This window comes from Sphingobium sp. LMC3-1-1.1 (genome assembly GCF_040676285.1).
In the GTDB taxonomy this organism is placed as follows: Bacteria; Pseudomonadota; Alphaproteobacteria; order Sphingomonadales; family Sphingomonadaceae; genus Sphingobium.
Map to the genome: position 1 here is coordinate 825,868 of NZ_JBEGHQ010000001.1, position 20,081 is coordinate 845,948.

At 63.1% G+C, this 20,081-nt stretch carries 23 protein-coding genes; 14 read left to right on the top strand and 9 right to left on the bottom strand.

The annotated features are described in order from the left end of the window. Positions 1 to 16: 16 nt before the first annotated feature. From MRBLMC3_RS04170 to MRBLMC3_RS04215, 10 genes are read left to right on the top strand one after another with little or no spacing between them, the layout of a single operon-like run. The gene (locus tag MRBLMC3_RS04170; RefSeq protein WP_363826060.1) at positions 17 to 442 is read left to right on the top strand and encodes a gene transfer agent family protein; all 426 of its coding nucleotides are present in this window, start codon (positions 17 to 19) and stop codon (positions 440 to 442) included. Next, on the top strand, positions 442 to 618 hold the full coding sequence (locus MRBLMC3_RS04175) for a hypothetical protein (RefSeq protein ID WP_363826063.1): 177 nt from the start codon (positions 442 to 444) through the stop codon (positions 616 to 618). Before MRBLMC3_RS04170 ends, MRBLMC3_RS04175 begins: the two co-directional genes overlap by 1 nt. Beyond that, positions 618 to 3,686: a tape measure protein gene (locus tag MRBLMC3_RS04180; RefSeq protein ID WP_363826065.1), complete on the top strand. Its 3,069-nt coding sequence runs from the start codon at positions 618 to 620 to the stop codon at positions 3,684 to 3,686. The genes MRBLMC3_RS04175 and MRBLMC3_RS04180 overlap by 1 nt, the downstream gene beginning before the upstream one ends. After that, positions 3,683 to 4,885 carry a hypothetical protein gene (locus MRBLMC3_RS04185; protein ID WP_363826068.1) on the top strand — a complete coding sequence of 401 codons (1,203 nt, stop codon included), beginning with the start codon at positions 3,683 to 3,685 and terminating at the stop codon, positions 4,883 to 4,885. Before MRBLMC3_RS04180 ends, MRBLMC3_RS04185 begins: the two co-directional genes overlap by 4 nt. A 10-nt stretch (positions 4,886 to 4,895) precedes the next feature. Then, a complete protein-coding gene (locus MRBLMC3_RS04190; RefSeq protein WP_363826071.1) occupies positions 4,896 to 5,762 on the top strand; it encodes a phage BR0599 family protein in 867 nt (288 codons plus the stop codon). Between the two features lie 9 nt (positions 5,763 to 5,771). Further along, complete coding sequence (locus tag MRBLMC3_RS04195) at positions 5,772 to 5,999, top strand: hypothetical protein (RefSeq protein WP_363826074.1); 228 nt, start codon at positions 5,772 to 5,774, stop codon at positions 5,997 to 5,999. Continuing rightward, the gene (locus tag MRBLMC3_RS04200; protein ID WP_363826077.1) at positions 5,996 to 6,406 is read left to right on the top strand and encodes a hypothetical protein; all 411 of its coding nucleotides are present in this window, start codon (positions 5,996 to 5,998) and stop codon (positions 6,404 to 6,406) included. Before MRBLMC3_RS04195 ends, MRBLMC3_RS04200 begins: the two co-directional genes overlap by 4 nt. Next, positions 6,399 to 9,152: a phage tail protein gene (locus MRBLMC3_RS04205; protein ID WP_363826079.1), complete on the top strand. Its 2,754-nt coding sequence runs from the start codon at positions 6,399 to 6,401 to the stop codon at positions 9,150 to 9,152. The genes MRBLMC3_RS04200 and MRBLMC3_RS04205 overlap by 8 nt, the downstream gene beginning before the upstream one ends. Further along, entirely contained in the window at positions 9,152 to 10,411 is a 1,260-nt protein-coding gene (locus MRBLMC3_RS04210; RefSeq protein ID WP_363826082.1) for a hypothetical protein, read from the top strand. The genes MRBLMC3_RS04205 and MRBLMC3_RS04210 overlap by 1 nt, the downstream gene beginning before the upstream one ends. Then, positions 10,411 to 11,481, top strand: a complete 1,071-nt coding sequence (locus tag MRBLMC3_RS04215) for an SPRY domain-containing protein (protein WP_363826085.1) — start codon at positions 10,411 to 10,413, stop codon at positions 11,479 to 11,481. Before MRBLMC3_RS04210 ends, MRBLMC3_RS04215 begins: the two co-directional genes overlap by 1 nt. Positions 11,482 to 11,579: 98 nt before the next feature. On the opposite strand, the gene MRBLMC3_RS04220 is transcribed toward MRBLMC3_RS04215, so the two are convergent. Further along, on the bottom strand, positions 11,580 to 12,098 hold the full coding sequence (locus tag MRBLMC3_RS04220; protein ID WP_363826087.1) for a hypothetical protein: 519 nt from the start codon (positions 12,096 to 12,098) through the stop codon (positions 11,580 to 11,582). A gap of 138 nt (positions 12,099 to 12,236) precedes the next feature. On the opposite strand from MRBLMC3_RS04220, the gene MRBLMC3_RS04225 reads away from it, so the two are divergent. The 4 genes from MRBLMC3_RS04225 to MRBLMC3_RS04240 all read left to right on the top strand — a co-directional run bounded on the left by MRBLMC3_RS04225 (position 12,237) and on the right by MRBLMC3_RS04240 (position 13,894). Next, complete coding sequence (locus MRBLMC3_RS04225) at positions 12,237 to 12,644, top strand: hypothetical protein (protein WP_363826089.1); 408 nt, start codon at positions 12,237 to 12,239, stop codon at positions 12,642 to 12,644. Further along, the gene (locus tag MRBLMC3_RS04230) at positions 12,644 to 13,186 is read left to right on the top strand and encodes a glycoside hydrolase family 108 protein (protein ID WP_363826092.1); all 543 of its coding nucleotides are present in this window, start codon (positions 12,644 to 12,646) and stop codon (positions 13,184 to 13,186) included. The genes MRBLMC3_RS04225 and MRBLMC3_RS04230 overlap by 1 nt, the downstream gene beginning before the upstream one ends. Beyond that, the gene (locus MRBLMC3_RS04235) at positions 13,183 to 13,452 is read left to right on the top strand and encodes a hypothetical protein (RefSeq protein ID WP_363826095.1); all 270 of its coding nucleotides are present in this window, start codon (positions 13,183 to 13,185) and stop codon (positions 13,450 to 13,452) included. Before MRBLMC3_RS04230 ends, MRBLMC3_RS04235 begins: the two co-directional genes overlap by 4 nt. An 88-nt stretch (positions 13,453 to 13,540) precedes the next feature. Continuing rightward, positions 13,541 to 13,894, top strand: a complete 354-nt coding sequence (locus tag MRBLMC3_RS04240) for a hypothetical protein (RefSeq protein ID WP_363826097.1) — start codon at positions 13,541 to 13,543, stop codon at positions 13,892 to 13,894. A 171-nt stretch (positions 13,895 to 14,065) separates the two neighbouring features. On the opposite strand, the gene MRBLMC3_RS04245 is transcribed toward MRBLMC3_RS04240, so the two are convergent. The 8 genes from MRBLMC3_RS04245 to MRBLMC3_RS04280 all read right to left on the bottom strand — a co-directional run bounded on the left by MRBLMC3_RS04245 (position 14,066) and on the right by MRBLMC3_RS04280 (position 20,080). Continuing rightward, on the bottom strand, positions 14,066 to 14,263 hold the full coding sequence (locus MRBLMC3_RS04245; protein WP_363826100.1) for a hypothetical protein: 198 nt from the start codon (positions 14,261 to 14,263) through the stop codon (positions 14,066 to 14,068). 135 nt (positions 14,264 to 14,398) lie between these two features. Then, positions 14,399 to 14,752 carry a thermonuclease family protein gene (locus MRBLMC3_RS04250; RefSeq protein ID WP_363826103.1) on the bottom strand — a complete coding sequence of 118 codons (354 nt, stop codon included), beginning with the start codon at positions 14,750 to 14,752 and terminating at the stop codon, positions 14,399 to 14,401. Between the two features lie 4 nt (positions 14,753 to 14,756). Further along, positions 14,757 to 15,434: a hypothetical protein gene (locus MRBLMC3_RS04255; RefSeq protein WP_363826106.1), complete on the bottom strand. Its 678-nt coding sequence runs from the start codon at positions 15,432 to 15,434 to the stop codon at positions 14,757 to 14,759. A gap of 2 nt (positions 15,435 to 15,436) precedes the next feature. Continuing rightward, a complete protein-coding gene (locus MRBLMC3_RS04260; RefSeq protein ID WP_363826109.1) occupies positions 15,437 to 16,042 on the bottom strand; it encodes an MT-A70 family methyltransferase in 606 nt (201 codons plus the stop codon). A gap of 105 nt (positions 16,043 to 16,147) precedes the next feature. Continuing rightward, complete coding sequence (locus MRBLMC3_RS04265) at positions 16,148 to 16,819, bottom strand: hypothetical protein (RefSeq protein WP_363826111.1); 672 nt, start codon at positions 16,817 to 16,819, stop codon at positions 16,148 to 16,150. Next, the gene (locus tag MRBLMC3_RS04270) at positions 16,819 to 17,934 is read right to left on the bottom strand and encodes a phosphoadenosine phosphosulfate reductase family protein (protein WP_363826113.1); all 1,116 of its coding nucleotides are present in this window, start codon (positions 17,932 to 17,934) and stop codon (positions 16,819 to 16,821) included. The genes MRBLMC3_RS04265 and MRBLMC3_RS04270 overlap by 1 nt, the downstream gene beginning before the upstream one ends. Before the next feature lie 179 nt (positions 17,935 to 18,113). After that, positions 18,114 to 18,599, bottom strand: coding sequence for a methylated-DNA--[protein]-cysteine S-methyltransferase (locus MRBLMC3_RS04275; RefSeq protein ID WP_363826116.1), 486 nt, complete (start codon positions 18,597 to 18,599; stop codon positions 18,114 to 18,116). Between the two features lie 80 nt (positions 18,600 to 18,679). Next, positions 18,680 to 20,080: an efflux transporter outer membrane subunit gene (locus MRBLMC3_RS04280; protein ID WP_363826638.1), complete on the bottom strand. Its 1,401-nt coding sequence runs from the start codon at positions 20,078 to 20,080 to the stop codon at positions 18,680 to 18,682. Position 20,081 lies beyond the last annotated feature (1 nt).

Consider the following 20,081-nt stretch of genomic DNA (forward strand, 5'->3'; position numbering starts at 1 on the left):
GCGGGGACGGTGCGACATGCAGACGCATCTGTCCCTCGATTGGGCCGATGGTTCCTATGATTTTCGCCTGACCTGGTCCGGTTGCGCGGAGATCGAGCGCAAGAGCAATGCTTCGATCCAGGCGATCTACGAGCGCGTGATGCTCGGCGGCGCTTATCTGTCCGACGTGATCGAGATCATCCGCCAGGGTCTTCTCGGCGGCGCGGGTGGCGCGGTGGACGGGCAGCCGATCGAGACGAAGCCGCCGGTCGTGAACGCGCTGATCGAACGCTACGTCACCAGCGTTGATGCTCCCCCCTTCGCCGACAGCTGGAATGTCGCCAAGGCGATCCTCAACACCTTCATGGTCGGGCACGAAGCGGCTCAAAAAAAAAGGGAGGACGAGGACGATCTGGAGCCGATCGGATCGACCCAGCCGAGATCCTCGCCAACTGCGCCCTGATGAACATCCAACCGAGCGAAGCCAAGCAGCTCACGCTCGCTGAATATCAGGGCCTCCTGCACCACTGGAACAAGGCGCAGGGCGGCGAGGAAGATGAGCTTGAACTGCCCGATCCCCAGAAGGTCGCCGAACGGCGTCGGGCGCTCGAGGCCAAAGGGGTGAAGGTTCTCTACTGATGCCGACCGCAGACGAAGTCATTGTCGAATTCGAGGCGCGGGTCGGCAAATATGAGGCTGACCTCAAGCGGGCGACCAAGACCTTCGAGACCGCGACCAACTCCCAGCGCGACCAGATGGCGCGGCTTGAGCGGCAGATCGCCGCCAGTTCCAGCGCGATCGGCAGCCAGTTGCGGTCCCTTGCTGGCATCTTCGCCTCGGCCTTCTCGGCGCAACAGGTGCAGCAGCTCGCGGACGGCTATACCCGCTTCACCAATCAGCTGAAGGTTGCAGGACTGGAGGGCGCGAAGCTCGGCCAGACGCAGGAGCAGCTGTTCGGGATCGCACAGAAATATGGCGTCGAGCTGGAATCGCTCGGCACCCTCTATTCTCGCTCTTCTCAGGTGGCGAAGGAGCTGGGCGCCAACCAGGCCGACCTCATCAAATTCTCCGACGGCGTCTCTGCCGCGCTCAAGATCCAGGGCACGAGCGCGACCGAAGCGCAGGGCGCGCTGCTCCAGCTTTCGCAGCTGCTCGCGTCGGGCACGGTGCGGGCCGAAGAGTTCAATTCCGTCAACGAGGGCGCGCTGCCGATCCTCAAGGCCGTGGCGCAGAACCTCGATGCTGCCGGCGGATCCGTCGGCAAGCTCAAGGCGCTGGTGAATGACGGCAAGGTGTCGAGCCAGCAATTCTTCCGCGCCTTCCTGGATGGTGCTAGCGAACTGGAGGCCACCGCCGAGAAAACGACGCTGACCATCGGCAACAGCTTCACTGTGCTCAACAATGCGCTGGGCAAGTTCGTCGGAGAGACGGATCAGTCGCTTTCCGCGACACAGCGGATCAGCGCAGCGATCATCGCCCTGTCCGAGAACCTCGATGTCGTGGTGAAGGCCATCGGCGTGATCTCGGCGCTGCTGCTCGGCCGCTATGTCGCGGGTGCCGTGGCGGCTGCGCGGTCCACCACGGTCGTGTCGACGGCGATCTTCGCCATGCAGGCCCGTGCGGCTGGAGCAGCGACGACGATGGAGGCGCTGGGCCTTGCAGGCGCCACGGCTGGTCGCGCCATGCTAGCTGCGTTCGGTGGGCCGGTTGGGCTCGCCATCACCGCGCTGACACTAGGGGTCGGCTACCTCGTCGAAAAGAACCATGAGGCGGAAGCGGCGGCCGACGATCTCACCGCCTCGATCCACGGTCAAACCCAGCAATTTGCCTCGCTGCGACAGAAGCAAAATGAAGCAGCCGCCGAGAGCGGCAACATGTCGAGCAAGCAGCGCCAACTCCAGACGGCGACGGCGAACCTGACAGGCGAAGTAGGGCTGCTGGCGAACGCCTGGGCGCGCGTTGCCGCGGAAGCCAAGGCTGCGGCGATCGAGCAAGCCCGTGCTGCGGCGATGTCGGCCAAATCAAATTACGAACTGGCGAAAAAGCGGTTCGACGAGAAGGTCGACGAGGGCTTCCGCGCCGCGCCGCGCCCGGTTGCCGAGCGTGGCCTCGGTCGCGATCTGTTGCCGAGCAATCCCGAGGCTGCCCGCGCGGCCGCGTTGAAGGGCGCCGCGCCCGAGGCGCAGCTCATGCTCGAGGCGGCGAGGAATTGGGAGACGGCGGCAAAGGAGTTGCGGAAGACTCAGCAGCAGGGGCTCGCCGATTTCAAGCAGGCGCCGGCCGCACCGCCCGCAGGCAAGCCGAAAAAGGTGAAGGCCCCGAAGAAGCCCACCGGGTCGACCGCCGAGGAAATCGAGGCGCGGCACCAGGAGGCGCTCGCCCGTACCAATCAGGAGGAATTGCAGGCCCGCATCCAGCTATCGACGGATGCGGCTGACCGCGCGCAGCTGATGCACGATCTCTACGCGCAGGAATATCGGGAGCGTGTGCTCCAGATCGAGAACGACAAGCACTTCACCGACGAGCAGAAGAAGGCGCAGGTCGAGGCCCTCAAGCGGCTCTATGGCAACCCCGACGCGCAGGGGCAGACCGGGCTAGATGGCGAGATCACGGTCAGCGCGCCTGATCGCGGGCTCTACGGCAAGCAGGTCGAAAAAGAGTTGCAAGACGAGCGGAATCGGCTGGCGCAGGACATGCTCCAGCGCGAGCAGGAGACGCTCGAGGCGCAGGCCGACATCGCCACCGACAGCAAGTCGCACCGCGAGTTCGCCATGCGGGCGCTTGAGATCCAGCAGAAGATCGAAACCGCGCTGCTCGAGCAGGCCATCGCCAACGGCCAGATCGCCGATGCCGACAAGGCCCGGGCGTTGCTGCGCGCCAAGCAGGAAGCCGACAAGAAGGGCGCCGAGCGCGGCGAGGTCGGGCCGCTCGGCAAGTGGATGCAGTCGGTCCCGCAGACCGGGGGCGAGATCAATGATGCGCTTGAAGGCATCGCCACCCATGGCCTAGACAGCTTCGCCAGCGGCATCGCGGATGCGATCGTCAACTTCAAGTCGCTGGGTGACGTAGCCAAGAGCGTTCTGACGCAGATCACGCAAATGCTGATCGAGTTGGCGATCCGCATGCTCGTCCTCAAAGCCCTGAAAGCGATCGGCATCGGCATTGCCACCGGCGGCTCGGTGCAGGGCAAGGCGACCGGCGGCAAGATCGAGGGCTATGCCATGGGCGGGCGGACCGGCGGCGGACTGCTGCGCGGGCGTGGCACCGGCCTCTCCGACAGCATCACAACCATCGGGCCGCGTGGACCGATCATGCTTTCGGACGGCGAGTTCATCGTCAAGGCGTCCTCGGCCAAGAAGATCGGTGCACAGGCACTCACCTACATGAACCAGTTTGGCGAGGTTCCCGCCGTCACGCGGGCGGGTGGCGGGCCTATCGCCCCGTTTCTCCCTGCCAACATGGGGGCGCTGCCCAACGGCATGACCCCGTCCCGCGCCGGCGGCTTCGGCATCGACGGCTCGTTCAAGGCGATGATCGCCGACATGCTGGGCAAGGCCACCACCGCGATGCCGCCGATCCAGCTCTATCCGACGCTCGACCCTGCCAGCGTGGTTCGGGCTGCGTTCAACACGCCAGGCGGGCGCAAGGCGATGTTCGAAACGGTCAGCAAGAATAGCGGCGCGTTCCGCTCGAGCCTCGACCGATGACCTATGATCTCGCCACCCCCTCGCTGGCGCGGCTGTGGAGCCATGAGCCGGATTGGTCGCAGCCCTATAAGGTGAAGCGGTCCTTCCTGACGGACATCACCACCAGCCGATCGAAGAAGGAACGCCGTCGCGCGCTGCGAACAGACAAGCCCCGATTGACGGTTGCCTTCAACGTCATCGTCTCCGATGTGAACCAGCGCGCCGCCGACCAGTTCATGCGCGGCGGGCAGAACGCGCCAGCCGTGGTGCCCGACTTCTCGCGCTCTGCGGCCCTCACCGGCTCCAGCTCGGCCGGGGCGTCGACCCTCACCATGGCCTCCCCGCCCGCCTGGGTGGCGGTGGGGCAGATCCTTGTCCTGATGGGGCCCAACGGCACCCGCGAGGCGGTTGTCGTCGAGGCGGTGGCGGGATCGACCATCACCACCGTCGACACGCTCGACAATGCCTGGGCATCCGGTCGCATTGTCCGTCCAGGCATTTTCGGGCTGATGAAGGACACGACCAGGACATCGTGGCATAAACCGAGCGCGTCCACCTTCGACATTGAGCTGGCAGCCTATCCCGGCGGCGAGCCGCCCGAAGACGAGGGTACGGCAACCGACACCTTCAACGGGCTGGAGGTCGTGACAATCGAGCCCGACTGGTCGGGCACTCCGAGCATGGACCATATATGGCCGGTCGAGCAGGTGGACTTCAGCTATGGGCGGACGGCGCAGTTCCGGCCGGTCACGCGGATGCAGGGCATCATCGAGCAGCAGTTCAAGGGCCTCTCGGCAGCACAGGCGCAGGCGTTCGAGCAGGTTTTCCTGCGGGCCAAGGGGATGCGCGGTAGCTTCTACCGTTCGACCTGCAAGCCCGACATGGCGCTGAACGCGAACGCCACCGCGAGCACCACCATCGTCGTGCAAGGCCGGGACATCGCCGACGATTTCAGCACAGTAAATTTCGCCAGCGTCTCCCAGGCGATCGAGATCATTAAGCGCGACGGCACCCGGTTGCGGCGGCTGGTGACCGACATCAACGCCAGCGGCGGCAACACGGCGCTGGTGCTGAACAGTGCGGTCACCATCACCACGGCAAACGTCGCGCGGATCAGCTGGCTCCCGCGCACCCGCTTCGCGTCCGATGACCTGACGACCGAATGGGTGAGCCCGCGCTTCGCCAACATCAGCGCCGTCTTCCAGACGGTCGACGAGTGAGGGGGCGGGCATGACGTTCAACGCCTATGAGGCCAGCCGGGAGAGCGGGGCGCCGATCCAGCTCTATCGCTTCACCTATGGCACCGAGGTCGGCGAGTTCTTCGCCTATACCGATCATACGGACGAGGTCGTCGTCGACCATGGCGGCAGCGTAGGCGAGATTGCCTATCAGCCGGTGCCGGTCGAACGCGATGAGATCGTCTCGAACGGGACGCTCGATCGGTCCTCGATGAAGCTGGGGCTCGACGTCTCGACCGATCTGGCCGAGCTGTTCCGCGTCTATCCGCCCGACAATGTCGTGAACCTGATCGTCTACCAGGGACATGTCGACGACCCCGACAGCGAGTTCAAGGTCATTTGGGCGGGCCGGGTCGTGTCGGCCAGCCGCGCGCATAGCGAGCTGGAGCTGCAAGGCGAGCCGATCTCGACGCAGATGAAGCGCCCGGGGCTGCGGCGCCATTATCAATATGGCTGCCCCCATGCGCTCTATTCGACCGTCTGCGGGGCGAACAAGGCAGCCGCGACGTCCGCCGCGACCGTGGCCTCGATCTCCGGCACCGCTGTCACGCTCGATGCGGGCTGGGAGGGATCACTGCCGCCCGCGAAGTTTCTGCGCGGCCAGTTCGAATGGACCCCGGCCGGCGCGTCGACCAAGCGCCGCACGATCATCCGCGTGTCGGGCAATGTGCTCACGCTCTCGGGCCTCCCGCTCGACCTGGCGGCGGACGACGCGGTCAATGTCGTCCTGGGCTGCAATCACCACGCTTTCGAAGACGAGGGCGGCGACTGCGAAGGTCTGCACGACAACATCGTGAATTACGGCGGCTGTAAGTGGATTCCCGTCAAGAACATCATCAACCGCAACCCCTATTACTAAGGAAGCCCGATGCCCTGGTGGGTTCTTGTTCTTGTCGCGGTCGCGCTCACAGCGGTCCAGTTCCTTCTCATGTCGCATCCCAAGGCGTCAAAGCCGGAGACAGTCAAGGATCTCGAAGACCCGACATCGGAGGCGGGCCGACCGATCCCGGTGCCGTTCGGGACCATCACGATCAAGGGACTGAATTTCCTTTGGTACGGCGAGAAGGGCAAGAAAACCTACAAGGTGAAGGCATGATCGACGATCTGCGCATTACGATGGACGACTGCGTCAAGGCCGGTCACTGCCCGAAAGGGGTGCGGCGGTGGTTCAACGAGCAGGGCCTCGACTTCCGCGCCTTCATGGCGGCTGGCATCCGCGCGCAGGACATGCTCGACACTGGCGATGGGCAGGGCATCAACGTCGTCCGGCGGACGATCGAACGCCTGCTGGTCGGAGTAGATCTGACCGACATCATCATCACGCTCGACGATGCGCGGGCCAGCCGCAAATGCGCCGACGGCATGGAGACGTTCGCGGGGCGCGTCGGGCTCGACTGGCGCCGGTTCGTGCTGGAGGGGCTGCCCGCTGCCGACCTGGTCGCCACCGGCGATCCCGAGGCGCTCGAGGTCGTGCGGCAGGCGGTGAGGGCACGCAATGGGTAAGTCGAAACCGAAGGTCGAAGTCACCGAATATTACATGTCGGACCATTTCGGCATCTGCATCGGCCCGGTCGATGCGTTGAAGGGGCTCGTCATCAAGGAAAAGACGGTCTGGACCGGATCGCTCACCGAGCAGGCGAGCTTCGAGGTCAACCAGCCGGATCTGTTCGGTGGGATCAAGAAGGAAGGGGGGATTGGCGGGATCGTCACCTATCTCCCCGGCAATGCCGACCAGGTGCTTCCCGATGGGCTGGCGCAGAAGCTCGGCCGGCCCAATGGCGCGAGCTGTCCCGGCTATCGCGGCATTGCGTCGATCTTCTTCACCGGCTCGACCGGGCTCTCCAGCCTGATCGGCGGGATCATCACCAAGGCGGTCGCCGGGCGCGGATTCTACTGGACCGCGAACACGCCCTATCTGCCGGGCGTATGGGCCAAGATCCAGCGCATCTTCAAGCGCGCCGATGGCACCGAGCAATGGTATCCCGAGAAGGCGGCGATCGGCAGCATCGGATCTGGCGCCGCGCCGAGCGCCACGCACACGATCGAGCTGACCGCGTCCAGTGAATCTGGCGTCCCCGGAGCGCGCGGCGGCTACACCATCAGCGGCTTTTCACCCAGCGATATCGTCCGCATCACGCAAAAGGTGGGCGGCGCCTATACCGTCTGGAGCGCCTGGCCCACGGACGGCTCGAACGGCGGCAATACCTGGATGGGGCGCATCAGCGTCTATGCCAACGGCGCTGACACGCATTATTTTCCGACCCTCTACCCAACCAAGGCAGCCGCCGAGACGGCACTGGCGGCGGTGCTGCCGCTCGATCTGACCGGCGCCAGTTCCTACACGATCTGGATCTGGGACGATAATCCGGGTGACGACCGCGAGGGACTGTCCCTCCAGGCTGATGTTTATTCGACCAACGCCGACATGAACCCGGCGCACATCATCCGCGAGTGCCTGACCGATACCGTATGGGGCATGGGAACACCCGAACCCGCGATCGACGACGACAGCTTCACCGCTGCGGCCGACACGCTGTTTGATGAGAGCTTCGGCCTGTCCCTGCTGTGGGTGCGCCAGAGCAAGATCGAGGACTTCGTGCAGGAGATCCTCGATCACATCCAGGGCGTCCTCTACGTCGACCCATCGACCGGGCTGCTCACGCTCTCGCTGGTGCGCGGCGACTATGACGCGGAGACGCTCGACGAGCTGACGCCCGACAACTGCGACCTGACCAACTTCTCCCGCAAGCTGTGGGGCGACATCGTCAACGAGATCATCGTGACATGGACGAACCCGGAGAACGAGCAGGAAGAAACGATCACCGTCCAGGACGATGCCAGCATCGCCACCCAGGGCGGCGTCGTCTCGGACAGCCGCAACTATTACGGCGTCCGCAACGCACAGCTGGCGATGGATCTGGCGATGCGCGACTTGCGCTCGGCGGGCCAGCCGCTCGCGTCCTGCACCGCCGAGGTTTCCCGCGAGTTCTGGAGCAAGCGCCCGGCCAGCGTCGTCAAGCTCACCTGGCCCGAATATGGGCTCTCCGAGCTGGTTATGCGCGTCCAGAGCGTCGAATATGGCAAGCCGGGCGATCCGACCATCAAGCTCGAGCTGATGGAGGACGTCTATGGGCTCGATGTCGGCGAATATGCCGCGCCGCCCACGACCAGCTGGGAGGACGTCTCGAGCGATCCAGAGGAAGCCTCCGAGATCGAGATCCTCACCCTGCCCTATTTCTTCGCGGCCAACTCGACCGTCGCGGCCTTTGTCGACACGCCCGAATATCCCGAGGTTCTCTCCGGGGTGCTGGCGACCAGCGACAATGACGACATTTACGAGGCTGAGCTGTGGGACGAGGTCACCCTCTCCAACAGCACACCGCAATGGCAGAGCTTGGGGACGCTCAACATCATCGGGCGCGGCGAGCTGGTGGCGGACCTGCCGTTCGAGGCCACCACGGCGAGCGTCACCTTCGAGAACATAATCGGCCAGACCTTCCCGACCAACGCGGGCTTCGTCATCATCGGCGAGGATGGCGAGGCGGGGAACGAGATCGCGCAGATCACCGCCGACGATGGCGACTATGACCTGGCGCGCGGGGTGCTCGACACGGTGCCGCGCGCCTGGCCGGCTGGCACCAAGGTCTGGTTCGTCGACGAGTCCACGCTGTTCGAGGACAGCCTCGTGCGCTCGTCGGCGGAGGTCGTCGATTACAAGATCCTGACGCGGACATCGGTCAACCTGCTCGCGCTCGAAGCCGCCACGCTCCAGAGCTACACGCTGACCGATCGCCCCTGGCTGCCGAACCGGCCCGCCAATGTCACCGCCTATGGCGAAGCATGGTCCACGCAGGTCGACTATATCGACGCGACGGCGCGCACCGATCCCTGGGTGACTGTCACCTGGGCGAACCGCAACCGGCTAGACGAGGACACGGTCATTTTGACCTGGACCGATGCGACCATGACGCCGGAGACGGGACAGACCACCACCATCGAGATCCGTGATTTCGACGGCGTTCTGCTCACCACGCATGACGGTCTTTCGGGAACGAGCTTCGATGTGCCCGACGCGAGCTTCGGCGGCGAGATGTTCGTAGAATTGCGGGTCTATTCCGAGCGATCAGATGACGATGGCGACTTCGTCAGCCTGCAATCCTTCTCGCATTGGGTGCAGGTCGCGCCGCCGACGTTCGACAGCACCCGGATCACCTTCGACAGCGACACTTGGACGATGGATCAAGACTGATGACAATGCAGACAATCAACCTTGGCGCCACCGCCAATGACGGAACCGGTGACACGCTGCGTGCTGCCGGCCAGAAGATCAACGACAACTTCACCGAACTCTATGGTGCATTGACCGGCCTGCTCGAGTTCAAGGGCGCGACCGACTGCTCGGGCAATCCCAACTATCCGGCGGCAAGCAAGGGCGATGTCTATGTCGTCTCGGTGTCGGGCAAGATCGGCGGCGCGTCCGGCACGACCGTCGATGTCGGCGACTGGTATATCGCGACAGCCGACAATGCCGGCGGCACCGAGGCAAGCGTGGGCGCATCCTGGGGCCATATGGAGCACAATCTCGTTTCCGCCCTCACCGGCGCTACCGCGTCAACGACTGAAGTGCTGACCGGCGCCGACAGCAGCAAGCTCGCCACGCCCGATGCCATCGCCGCTCTGTGGGAACAGGGCAGCGACGTCGCCAGCGCCGGCACCGTCTCGCTGGGCGAAGGTGGCTATTTCCACATCACCGGCACCACGACGATCACCGACATTGACTTCGCCACGGACAAGGCTGGTCGCACGGCATGGGTCAAATTCGCCGGCGCGTTGACCTTGACCCACAATGCTTCGACCCTGATCCTGCCTGGCGGCGCGAGCATCACGACTGCGGCGGGCGATACGGCCTGCTTCGTGTCCGAGGGTTCTGATGTCGTGCGCTGCGTTGCCTATCAGAAGGCGAACGGGCAGGCGGTGTCGGGGGGCAGCAGCTATTCGGGCGGGGTCCAATCAACGCCGATCCTTGCGGCGGCAATGACATCGCGCACGACCAACGGCCCCTCGGCGGGGACAAGCGAGAGCAGCACCAACAAGGTCATGCTGGTGACGCTCGATTTCGACGCTTCGACAGCGGAATATGCGCAGTTCATGTTCCCGATGCCCAAGTCCTGGAACGAAAGCACGATTACCGCGCAATTCATCTGGTCAGCCTCCAACACCGGGAATGTGGTGTGGGGTATCCAGGGCGTGGCGATCTCCGACGATGACGTGATCGACGCGAGCTTCGGCACCGCGCAGACCGTCACGGACGGCGTGACGGCTACGACCGATGTGATGCAGTCGGCCTTCACGTCCGCGATGACGATCGGCGGCTCGCCTGCTGAGGGCGATCTGGTCTGCTTCCAGGTCTACCGCGATGCGTCGAATGGATCGGACACTTGCTCGGTCGACGCCAAGCTGATCGGCATCCGCTTGAACTTCACCACCAATGCAGCGGATGACAGCTAATGCCGGGACTCGCCAACACATGGGCGCTCAGTTTCCTCAATGCCAAAGGGCGACAATCCGCGCCAATTTCCAACCCGACGAGCCTTGACCCCAACGACAAGACATCCTCAGTCACGCTGTCCAACAGCAACCGGACAGCCACCAAGAGTGCCAGCGCCTCGGTGGCGATGGTCGTTGCCAAGCATGGAAAGACGACCGGGAAGTGGCGTTTTCAGGTTACGATCGATGCTCTGTTGCCACCGGAAATGTCCATCGGTGTCGTCGGTATGTATGGCAATCGAGAAAGCTATCTCGGCCTCGACGCCAATAGCATCGGCTATGTCAGTAACGGGCACGTTGTCTATACCAATGTGACGGTTGCAAGTCTCGCCTCGTATGCGGCGGGCGACGTGATCGATGTCTATGTCGATGTCGATGCCAAGCAAATTCGTTACGCGAAGAACGGCGGCTCTCTTTCGAGTGCCATCAGTTTTGGTTCCGCCGCCCCCGCCATGATCCCGGCGGTCTACCTCTATGCCGCGAACAGCGCCGTGACCTGCAATTTCGCGGGGCCGTTCACCTATACCGGCGATACCAGCTATGCGGCTTGGAGCGACGCGCTCTCTGCCGACCGTGACACCTTCCGGTCGGCTCGCATCTATATTCGCTCGCTCGGATATTATGGGCACTCCTTCGCTGAGTTCAGCCTGTCGGCAACCTCTGGCGGATCGAATGTCCTCTCTGGGGGGGCGGCCACGGCGCAGAACACTTATGGCACGGACACGCCGAGTAAGGGGATTGACGGTAACACATCGACCAAATGGTCGGGGCAGAACGGTGGCGGGCAGAATCAGGGACCGCTCTGGTTCGATGTCGATCTCGGATCGAACGGGTCGCACGGGGTCCGCTATCTCTCCATCCGTGGCTCCGCAGGTGGCGCGGGTAACGAGTTGCAAGGCCCGACGCTGTTCGACCTCTACCTGAGCGCTGACGGCACGAAATACGACAAGGCCGCCTATGGCATGACCTTCTCGGCATATGCCGGGACGACGCCTGGCGAGCTAAAGGAGCAGGCGGTCAACGCGCTTTAACCCGGTTTATCGCGGGATGGTTGTCCCGGCAGAACCATTTTCCTGATATAGAGCCGCAACGCCAAAAATGACGCCGTGGCGAGAATTGACCGGCTAAGCTACATCCCAGCCCCGCAGCGCGGCAGTGCGTCCGTGATCGCCGGGCTGTTGACCGCACCCGTGCCACGATAGTCAGCCGGCGCCATGAGGCAGTAGCCTGACGGCGTCTTGGCCGGGATCTTCCGCACATCGCCCAAGTCGACGATGCCGCCACTGCCGCCGCTATAGGTCGCTTGGCTCGCGTTTGACGACGATGCCCCGCAGTGCTTTTCAGCCTGCAGATCCCGCAGCTGCCCCAACCGGATCGCGGCCGACTTCATCGCCGAGCCTTTCTCCATTGAGTTGCCGATCCCGAAATCACCCAAGATGCCCAGCGCCGAAGCGGCGTTGAACTCAGCGCCTTCCGTCACCTGCTGCTGGAACGACTGGACCTTGGCAATCTCCAGTTCGACGTCGCGGCAAGTGTACTGGACCTTCTCGAAGCCAGTAATTGGCTGCACCCGACCATACCGCTTTGTCGCACAGCCACTCACCACCGTTGCGACGATCATGACCGATGCCAATGCCCTGAATTTCATAGTCGCACCCCCTTTGCAGACTCGTGACGAGATGGTGACGACTTTTCTTGCTCGCGTAAATAGGCCGCGCCGTCCGTAGAGGAAGCCTCGGTATTTCCACACGTTGACCCCATGCAAACGCATGGGGGAACAACGGCGGTGAGCCCATTTCTTGAGGCGGCAACCGCCAAATACGGGACCATCATCGCCGGCTGGGCGATTGGGACCGCTGCGAAATATGGTCTGACGCTCGGCGAAGGCCGCAAGATCACGCCGCGCATGATCCTCATCGACCTGTTGCTGATGGGGTTCGTTGTCCTGCTCGCGCGGTGGATCATCGAAAGGCTCGGCCTGAATGCGGGGGATGCGGCCACCATCGCCGCTCTCATAGGGCTGAGTTCCGAACGGATCATCCGCCTCGTCCGTCAGTGGTTCCTCAAGCGCGCTGACGATTATCTCGAGCAGCACGTCAAGGGTGAGATCCGGCAGGCGGCGCAGATGGAGCTGAGCGCGGAGCGGACGTTGCGCGACATCGCGCAGGGCAAGCGCCCGATTGGAGGCGAGTAATGGCAACGATCGAAGCGATCATTGATGACGTGTTGAAAGCCGAGGGCGGCTATGTGAACGACACGCGCGACGCCGGCGGCGAGACAAACTTCGGCATCACGATCGCAACCGCGCGCGCCGGTGGCTACGCCGGACCAATGGCGGCCATGACGCGCGATTTCGCACGCGGCGTCTATATGAAGATGTATGTCATCGCGCCCGGCTTCGACCAGATCGCCAAGCATTCCCTGCCGATCGCGGCCGAACTGGTCGATACCGGCGTCAACATGGGGCCGAAGGTCGCAGCGCAGTTCCTTCAACGCGCCCTCAATGGGCTGAACAATCAGGGCAAGGACTTCGCCGACCTGGTGGTCGATGGTGCTGCCGGGCAGAAGACCCGCGACGGGCTGGCCGCATTCCTGAAGAAGCGCGGTGCGGAGGGCGAACGCCGTCTACTGCTGCTTCTGAACGCCTTGCAGGGCGAACGCTATCTATCGCTGTGCGAGGGCCGATCCGCGAACGAAGCCTTCCTCTATGGCTGGCTCGCACGGGTGGCGGCATGACCCGCCCCCTCGTCGTCATCAAGCCGCCGACGGATCATTTCAGCGAGATCCTGCTGCTGACCGTCATCGCGGGCGGCGTCCTGTATGTGATGCACGGCGCGATCGCGGCGAACCATGCGGGTGAAGCCTCGGCCTATACCGCAATCCTGATGGCGATCGTCTCGGCCATCAAGGAGCGGTGGACGCAGCGCAGCCTCGATCGGATGGGCCAGAGCCTCGCCAATGCTCCAGCGGTCGATCCGCCAGCACCGGAGCCGAAGCCATGATGTTCTGCGCCGGATTCGTCATGGGCGCTGGAACGGCGATCGGTTGCCTCGTGATCGCAGCCTGCGCGATCTGGAAGGATCTGAACACATGATCGCCAAACTGATCGACAAAGCGCAATCTCTGGTCACTGGTATCAACCTTCAGACCATCGGCTATGTCGTTGGTGCCAGCGCACTCTGCCTCACGCTCGGCTATTGCGCCGGCCAGAGCAACGCCAATGAGAAGGTGGCGCTGAAGAACCTCGCCACGGCTGAGCGCCTGAAGGCGGCATCTGCTCGCGCTGAAAAGGCCGCGGCGCTGATCGACATATCCCTGACCACCAAGACGAAAGCCCAAGCGGCAGAACTGCGGGAGATTGTTCATGCCAAAGCGACCGATGACAATGCCGGCCCTGGCGTTGATGCTGTTATGCAGCGCCTGCGGCAGCGCTCCGCCCGCTAAGATCCCGGTTCCGCCGCAATATCTGTCCTGCGCTGCCGAGCCGGTTCCTCCGCCACCTGCGGGCACTGGCGGCAAGTTCACGGACGAGCAGGCGTCAAACTATTTGATCGACGCGCTGGAGGCTGGTTCAGACTGCCGGAACAAGGTGGCGGCGGTGAAGGCGTGGTCAGATCAGCCCTGATCCCAATTGATCTTCATCGCCGCCAGCAGGATTGCCTGCGACGGATGACCCTCCTCGTTCAGTGCATCTATCACATCCTGGACCTCTTGCGGGTGCATCGGGTATCCGGCCTCGATCTGCTTCACGATGGCGTGATATTCCTGCATGGCAGGGTCATTGCCGCGGCGGTAGATTTCGGTCTGGTCCATGGCTCATGTTCGCGTATTGTTCGCGAGTCGGTCAAGCGTTGAACAGCCACCCGATCTTCCCCCAGATCATCATGGCGCTGCCCAGCAGTGTGAGCGCGCCGATGACCACGACCTCGATCTTGAACAGCAGGTCTTTCACCGGCAATCCGCCGCCAGCAGGCCACCGTTGTCCCATTTCGCGACATATTGCGCCTGCCCGCGTCGGATCTGCTCACAGGCGACGTTCCGGCCGCCGACATAGACCTGAGCGAGCGTGCGGCCATAGCGGTCCTGCCCGACGCGCTGGACACTGATCCTGCCGCCCATCATCGCTTCGAGGCTGCGCTTGCTGGCCTGCCCATCGCCGGGGACGCACACCCTGCCCTGTCGGCAACCGTGGATCTCGGGCGCGTCAATGCCGAGGAGGCGGATGCGTTCACCGCCGGCTCGGATGGTGTCACCGTCGACGACGGTCACGGCTGCGGCGAGAAGGAGGAGAGTGGCGATCATGAGACTAAAAAGCCTTCTGATCGACGACCGCCGCTTCAGTCATCCACTGAAGGAAACGCTTGCCGAGCGGGGTGATAAATACCTGGTCCACTTCAACCGCGACATCTTTGGATTCGATCAGCCACCCAAACCAATTTTCGAACGTGTACGTTGGAATGGGAGGAGGAATTGCACCGTTGGCCTCATAGAACTCTTTTACACTGTCGACAGGTTGCGGGCCGAACAAATGCAGCCTTTTGAGAAAGGCGATCTGCGAGCCAAATATCAATCGGTAGTGATTTTCCTGACGCCACAAATCCGTATACGAGCTAGCGATTCGGGCGAGCCACTTTTCACGCTGCTCCTGCGTTAAATCCTCGGAGCGCACCAGAGAGAGATAATGTGCGTCGCACGGCGAGAGAATGTCATGAACCGGCGGTTCGGGGGAAACGGTAAGCTGGCGTGTCGTGGACGCGATGGCAGCGTCAGGCGCGTTATCTTGCGCATCCTGCGCGGCTGGATTTAGCTCCACGGAAACGCCCATGGCTGATCCGCCCTTAATGCGGCCAATTGCAGTCCTTATCGCATCTCGAAATAGAAATGCGATGCTGAAGCCCGCTAGTGGCCACGCAGCAGCGCCGGCAAAATCAAAGATAATTTTGGCGAAATCCCTGAGAATCGCCCAATCGATATAGCACCCCATCCTTATGTGCATGTGAGCATAGGAGATTGTTGGCAAGCTCCGGCCGTGTGGCCGCCGAACTTGTTCACTTGATTCCCCCAAACTGTCCACCCCTCGCGCTGCTGTCGTCCGAAGATGTCGATATACGGCCCCTCCCAAAGCTCCTCGATGTCGGAATAGATCTGATCCGGCTTGCGGCTATGCTCGCGGACCGGCGCGACAATCAGGTTCCTCACCGATTTCGACCGCTCCTTGGGGTTGCCCATCTTGCCGACGATCCAGAACTCGGCCGCGTTCCGATAGACATAGCCGGTGCCGAACGCCCACTTCTTGCCGGTGCTGGACTGCTTGGCCCACGGCCCTCCGGTGCAATAGCGATAGCCATAGTGCGCCAGCAGCTCGATCGCCTGCGGCATCATGGAGAAGACGCCCCACATGACCATGACGCTATCGGGCATGGCGAGGTGACCGACCGGCAGTTCCTTCAACTGGTCGAGCGTCATGCAATCATAATGCGCCTGCGGGGATTTCTCGTATCCCTTGGGCGTGCGCATCTCATAGGCCCACGGCGGATCAATGTGGATCACGCGCTGGCTGAACATGGGGATGTCGCCGAAGGGCCAAGTCATGCTAAGCGTCCCACGGCGCTGGGTTGCGCGCCGGTCCACCGTTCAACGGATCGCTTTGCAAGGCGCCTCCGGTAGACGGCCCGGCAGGCGGGTTCGATTCCCGCCTCATGCCGCCACCTGGAACAGATCATATTGCGGGTCCGGCAGCAGATGGTGCCACTGCTCGGCCATGGCTTCGGCGATGTTCGGATAGGTCTCCGACCGGCGTCGCGCGCGGTCCGGCCCCGGCGGTTCCCGATGGCAGCGCGACCAAGCCTTGTGCTCCTCGGTCCCCGGCCTCGGCGGTGTCAGCATGTTGGTCGGCTTCAGGTCCGGCAGGCCGATCAGCTCCAGCCCGGTATTCTTGAAAAAGGGCTCGCCGAAGAAATAGGGCTGGACGAACTGCGTCCGCCCGCGCCGGGTCAGCCGGATCGCGTGGCCGTGCATGACGGGGTTCTCCACCACGCGGCGCGGGATCTGGGTCGCGTCGCGCAGGCTGCGGTAGAAGGCCGCCGCCTCCTCCAGTTCGGCCCAGCGCTGTTCGTTCCGTCCGTTCTCTTTCCGGCCGCCGATGTAGAGGTGCTTGGCCCCGCTGTTGCAGAGGATCGTGCAGGGCGGGTGCATGACGGCGAGCAGATCCCAGCCCTCATCGAGATAGTCACGGACATCGCCGCGAATGTGTCGGTTGCTGCCATCATCGGCCGGCTCGATGTCGCATGACCAAGCATCATGCCCGCGCGCTTCGAAGGCCCGGCGGACGACGCCGCTTCGCTCGCAGGCAACTAGGACGCGGCCCATTATTCGCACAGCCCATATTTGCTGGAACATTTCGGGCCGTCCGAAAGCTGCTCAATTTCGTCCAGGGTGTTGAGCAGGTCGTAATTCCGGCCGCCGCGCGAGGTCTTCGACCACTCAACAGCACGGTCGATCCTCGCCCGCACCTTGCCGTTCTCATCAGGCGGCAGCTTGTCGGTGGGCAGGAAACTGGAAATGAACTCGTCGCGCTCACCCAGCGCAACCGACGTGTTCGCGTGGCGAGCGACGTTGCCACACTCGACCTCCCATCCGGCGATCCGCTCGATCACCTCGGGGAAATGTATCGCGGTCAGCCGTACCTCTTCCTTTTGCGCCATGATGCAGAAGCAGCCCACGCGGGACATGCCCAAAAGATAGAGCGGGTTGGGCTTCACGCCGTGTCGCTTGGCAATCTCGAAAACCTGAGCTGCCTTCCATTGATGGATTGGACGATAGATCACGGCCGGCGCGCGCCATGAACAGCGAACCGTCTCGATCATTGGCTTCTTCGCGCGTGCCTGACTTTCCTCGGCGCGCTCGCCCACCCATTCCACAACAGGCGTGCCAGCCATGCGAATTGGGCTTTTGATGAACTCCATCGGGTCCAGCTTCAGTTCCTGCGTGCAGAAGCGCGTCTTTGAACCGGGAAAGCGGCCATGCAGCTTCGCCATGTCTAGAAACGGATTGCCTGTCGGGTGCATAAAGGAGATGGCGCGCCGGATCAGGTGATCAGGCACTGGCGGGCTGATCTTAATCGGACAGTCGCACTCCTCTCGCAGGGCCGCCTTCTCGGCATAGCTCAGGTCGTTGGCCTGCTGCTCCCGACATTCCGTCGTGTGCTGCTTCCGCCGCAATTCCTTCGGCCAGTCTCGCGCGATCGCCTCGCGCCGAGCGGCGAAGCGGTCAGAGAAATCGGCGCGAACGGTTTCGATCTCAATGCCGAGCGCGCCGGCGAGATAGTTCACCTGCTCCAGCGTCACATCATGCTCATTGCCCGTGTCCGCGAACAAGAACCGCGGTCTGAAGTCAGGCCGGCGCTCCATGCGCTCGACAGCCAAGCAGGCAACCGCCGTACTGTCCTTGCCGCCGCTGATCGAAACGAAGTGCTGCACCTTCATGCCGCACCGCCAATCTGGGACCGCACCGGGTCCGCAAACCGCTCGATGTTCGCACAGTGTTCCTGTGATTTCAGCGAGGAGATCGCCGGATATACTATGAAACTATGGGGATACGTTGCCCTCCGAAGGCAAAGGCCAGAGGTTCGAATCCTCTTGGGTGCGCCATTTGCGAATGGAAATCAGATAAATTTCCGTTCCAAGCCAAGCAGATGGCTCTTGGCCTTCAAACCACCTGCAAAGCCTGTCAAAGCGCCGTTTGCACCCACCACCCTATGGCACGGGACAATGATGGAAAGCGGGTTACGGCCATTGGCGGCACCCACGGCCCGGCAGGCGGACGGTTTCCCGATCTGGCGGGCAATGTCGGCATAGCTTCGCGTCTCCCCGAAAGGGATTGTCAGCAGCGCAGTCCAAACGCTCTTCTGAAAATCCGTTCCGACGAAATGAAGCGGCAGATCGAACGCTTCCCGCTGCCCGGCGAAATATTCCGCCAGTTGGAGCGCGGCTTCGTCCAACACCGGATGGTCGCGATGCTCAACCCGCTGGTTCAAGCGGACCCTGTGGGGATCATCGTCCTGCCACAGCACCGCCATCAGGCCCGCTTCGTTCGCCACCAGCGTCAATTCGCCGACCGGAGAGGTCATCATGCGACAGGCGTAGGTCATGCCTTCCCTTCCAAATCCTTGCCCGAACCTGCATGGGGCATGACCTGCCGGACTGCCTTCCCGCTGCTTGCGGCCAAAAATTATTTCAGGCCGCCGCCCATGGCGCGATAGAGTTCGATCATGTTCACAGCGCGGGTCAGGCGGGTCGCGAGCAGGCTCTGTTCGGCATTATAGAGCGTGCGCTGAGCGTCCAATGTGGTCAGGAACGGGTCGACGCCCGCCCGAAAGCGCGCTTCGGACAGGCGATAGCCGACCCGCGCCGCGTCCCGCAACGAACTCTGCGCCTCCAGCTGCTCGGTCATCGTGCCGCGGCGCGCCAGCGCATCGGCCACTTCCCGAAAGCCGGTCTGCACGCTCTTCTCATAGGTCGCGACCATGGCGTCATAGGTTGCTCGCGCATAGCGCAGATTGCCCCGGTTACGGCCGAAATCGAAGATCGGCAGGCTGGCGGAAGGGACCACCGACCAGGTCTCGCTGCCCGACTTGAACAGGTTGGAGAGACCAAGGCTCAACGTGCCGAAGGCGGCGGTGAGCGAGATGTTCGGGAAGAAGGCCGCGCGTGCCGCGCCGATATTGGCGTTCGCCGCCAACAATTGATGCTCTGCCGCCATGATATCCGGGCGGCGGAGCAAGGCTGCGGAAGGCAAGTCGGCGGGCAGGTTGGAAAGAGTGATGTCGCCTTCAGGCATCGCCGCCGGCAGATCCCCTTCTGCGACCGTCGTACCGGCCAGCAGGTTCAGCGCGTTCTGATCCTGGGCGACCAATGTGGTCGCCTGGGCGATGTCGGATCGCGCCTGATCATGGCTGGTCTGCGCCTGCCGCACCTCCAGTTCGGACGCTATGCCCTTGGCAAAGCGCGCCCGGGTCAGGTCCAGCGTCTGACCGAACGCCTTCTCCAGATCGCGCGCGATCCTCAACCGCTCCTGATCGGCCGCCATGGTCAGCCAGGCGTTCGCAACCTCCGCGATCAGCGCCGTCTGCGCGGCATTGCGGTTTTCCATTGATGCGAAATATTGCTCCTGCGCCGCCTCGCTGAGATTGCGCAGTCGTCCGAACAGGTCGATTTCCCATGCCGAAACACCGACGGACGCCGAGTAAATGTCCATTCGGCCCGTCCCGACCTGAGAGAAGGGCGTGTCCTGATAGGTCGCGCTGCCGTTGGCGGTCACCCTGGGGAATATATTTGCGCGCTGTACCCGATATTGCGCCCGCGCCTGCTCGACATTGGCCAGGGCAATGCGCAGGTCGCGATTATTGGCCAGCGACGTCTCGATGACCCGTGTCAGCCGCGGATCGACGAAGAAATCCTTCCAGGCCGTATCCGCCGGGACGATCGCCTGCCCCGGCCCGGCCGGATAGGCCGACCCCTGCGGGCTTTCCTGCGGCACAGGCAAGGCGGGACGCACATATTTGGGCGCCATGTCGCAGGCCGCCAGCGTCAGCACCAGCACAGCCGCCGAGAACGGCTTGATCTTGTTCATC

Excerpts from the sequence above, each read along its gene's own strand:
- MRBLMC3_RS04175 (WP_363826063.1), top strand. The coding sequence starts at position 442 with ATGAACATCCAACCGAGCGAAGCCAAGCAGCTCACGCTCGCTGAATAT.
- MRBLMC3_RS04275 (WP_363826116.1), bottom strand. The coding sequence starts at position 18,599 with ATGACCTACGCCTGTCGCATGATGACCTCTCCGGTCGGCGAATTGACG.
- MRBLMC3_RS04205 (WP_363826079.1), top strand. The coding sequence starts at position 6,399 with ATGGGTAAGTCGAAACCGAAGGTCGAAGTCACCGAATATTACATGTCG.
- MRBLMC3_RS04260 (WP_363826109.1), bottom strand. The coding sequence starts at position 16,042 with ATGACTTGGCCCTTCGGCGACATCCCCATGTTCAGCCAGCGCGTGATC.
- MRBLMC3_RS04265 (WP_363826111.1), bottom strand. The coding sequence starts at position 16,819 with ATGGGCCGCGTCCTAGTTGCCTGCGAGCGAAGCGGCGTCGTCCGCCGG.
- MRBLMC3_RS04235 (WP_363826095.1), top strand. The coding sequence starts at position 13,183 with ATGACCCGCCCCCTCGTCGTCATCAAGCCGCCGACGGATCATTTCAGC.
- MRBLMC3_RS04200 (WP_363826077.1), top strand. The coding sequence starts at position 5,996 with ATGATCGACGATCTGCGCATTACGATGGACGACTGCGTCAAGGCCGGT.
- MRBLMC3_RS04215 (WP_363826085.1), top strand. The coding sequence starts at position 10,411 with ATGCCGGGACTCGCCAACACATGGGCGCTCAGTTTCCTCAATGCCAAA.
- MRBLMC3_RS04250 (WP_363826103.1), bottom strand. The coding sequence starts at position 14,752 with ATGATCGCCACTCTCCTCCTTCTCGCCGCAGCCGTGACCGTCGTCGAC.
- MRBLMC3_RS04220 (WP_363826087.1), bottom strand. The coding sequence starts at position 12,098 with ATGAAATTCAGGGCATTGGCATCGGTCATGATCGTCGCAACGGTGGTG.
- MRBLMC3_RS04270 (WP_363826113.1), bottom strand. The coding sequence starts at position 17,934 with ATGAAGGTGCAGCACTTCGTTTCGATCAGCGGCGGCAAGGACAGTACG.
- MRBLMC3_RS04280 (WP_363826638.1), bottom strand. The coding sequence starts at position 20,080 with ATGAACAAGATCAAGCCGTTCTCGGCGGCTGTGCTGGTGCTGACGCTG.
- MRBLMC3_RS04170 (WP_363826060.1), top strand. The coding sequence starts at position 17 with ATGCAGACGCATCTGTCCCTCGATTGGGCCGATGGTTCCTATGATTTT.
- MRBLMC3_RS04240 (WP_363826097.1), top strand. The coding sequence starts at position 13,541 with ATGATCGCCAAACTGATCGACAAAGCGCAATCTCTGGTCACTGGTATC.
- MRBLMC3_RS04210 (WP_363826082.1), top strand. The coding sequence starts at position 9,152 with ATGACAATGCAGACAATCAACCTTGGCGCCACCGCCAATGACGGAACC.
- MRBLMC3_RS04180 (WP_363826065.1), top strand. The coding sequence starts at position 618 with ATGCCGACCGCAGACGAAGTCATTGTCGAATTCGAGGCGCGGGTCGGC.
- MRBLMC3_RS04190 (WP_363826071.1), top strand. The coding sequence starts at position 4,896 with ATGACGTTCAACGCCTATGAGGCCAGCCGGGAGAGCGGGGCGCCGATC.
- MRBLMC3_RS04230 (WP_363826092.1), top strand. The coding sequence starts at position 12,644 with ATGGCAACGATCGAAGCGATCATTGATGACGTGTTGAAAGCCGAGGGC.
- MRBLMC3_RS04245 (WP_363826100.1), bottom strand. The coding sequence starts at position 14,263 with ATGGACCAGACCGAAATCTACCGCCGCGGCAATGACCCTGCCATGCAG.
- MRBLMC3_RS04195 (WP_363826074.1), top strand. The coding sequence starts at position 5,772 with ATGCCCTGGTGGGTTCTTGTTCTTGTCGCGGTCGCGCTCACAGCGGTC.
- MRBLMC3_RS04255 (WP_363826106.1), bottom strand. The coding sequence starts at position 15,434 with ATGGGGTGCTATATCGATTGGGCGATTCTCAGGGATTTCGCCAAAATT.
- MRBLMC3_RS04185 (WP_363826068.1), top strand. The coding sequence starts at position 3,683 with ATGACCTATGATCTCGCCACCCCCTCGCTGGCGCGGCTGTGGAGCCAT.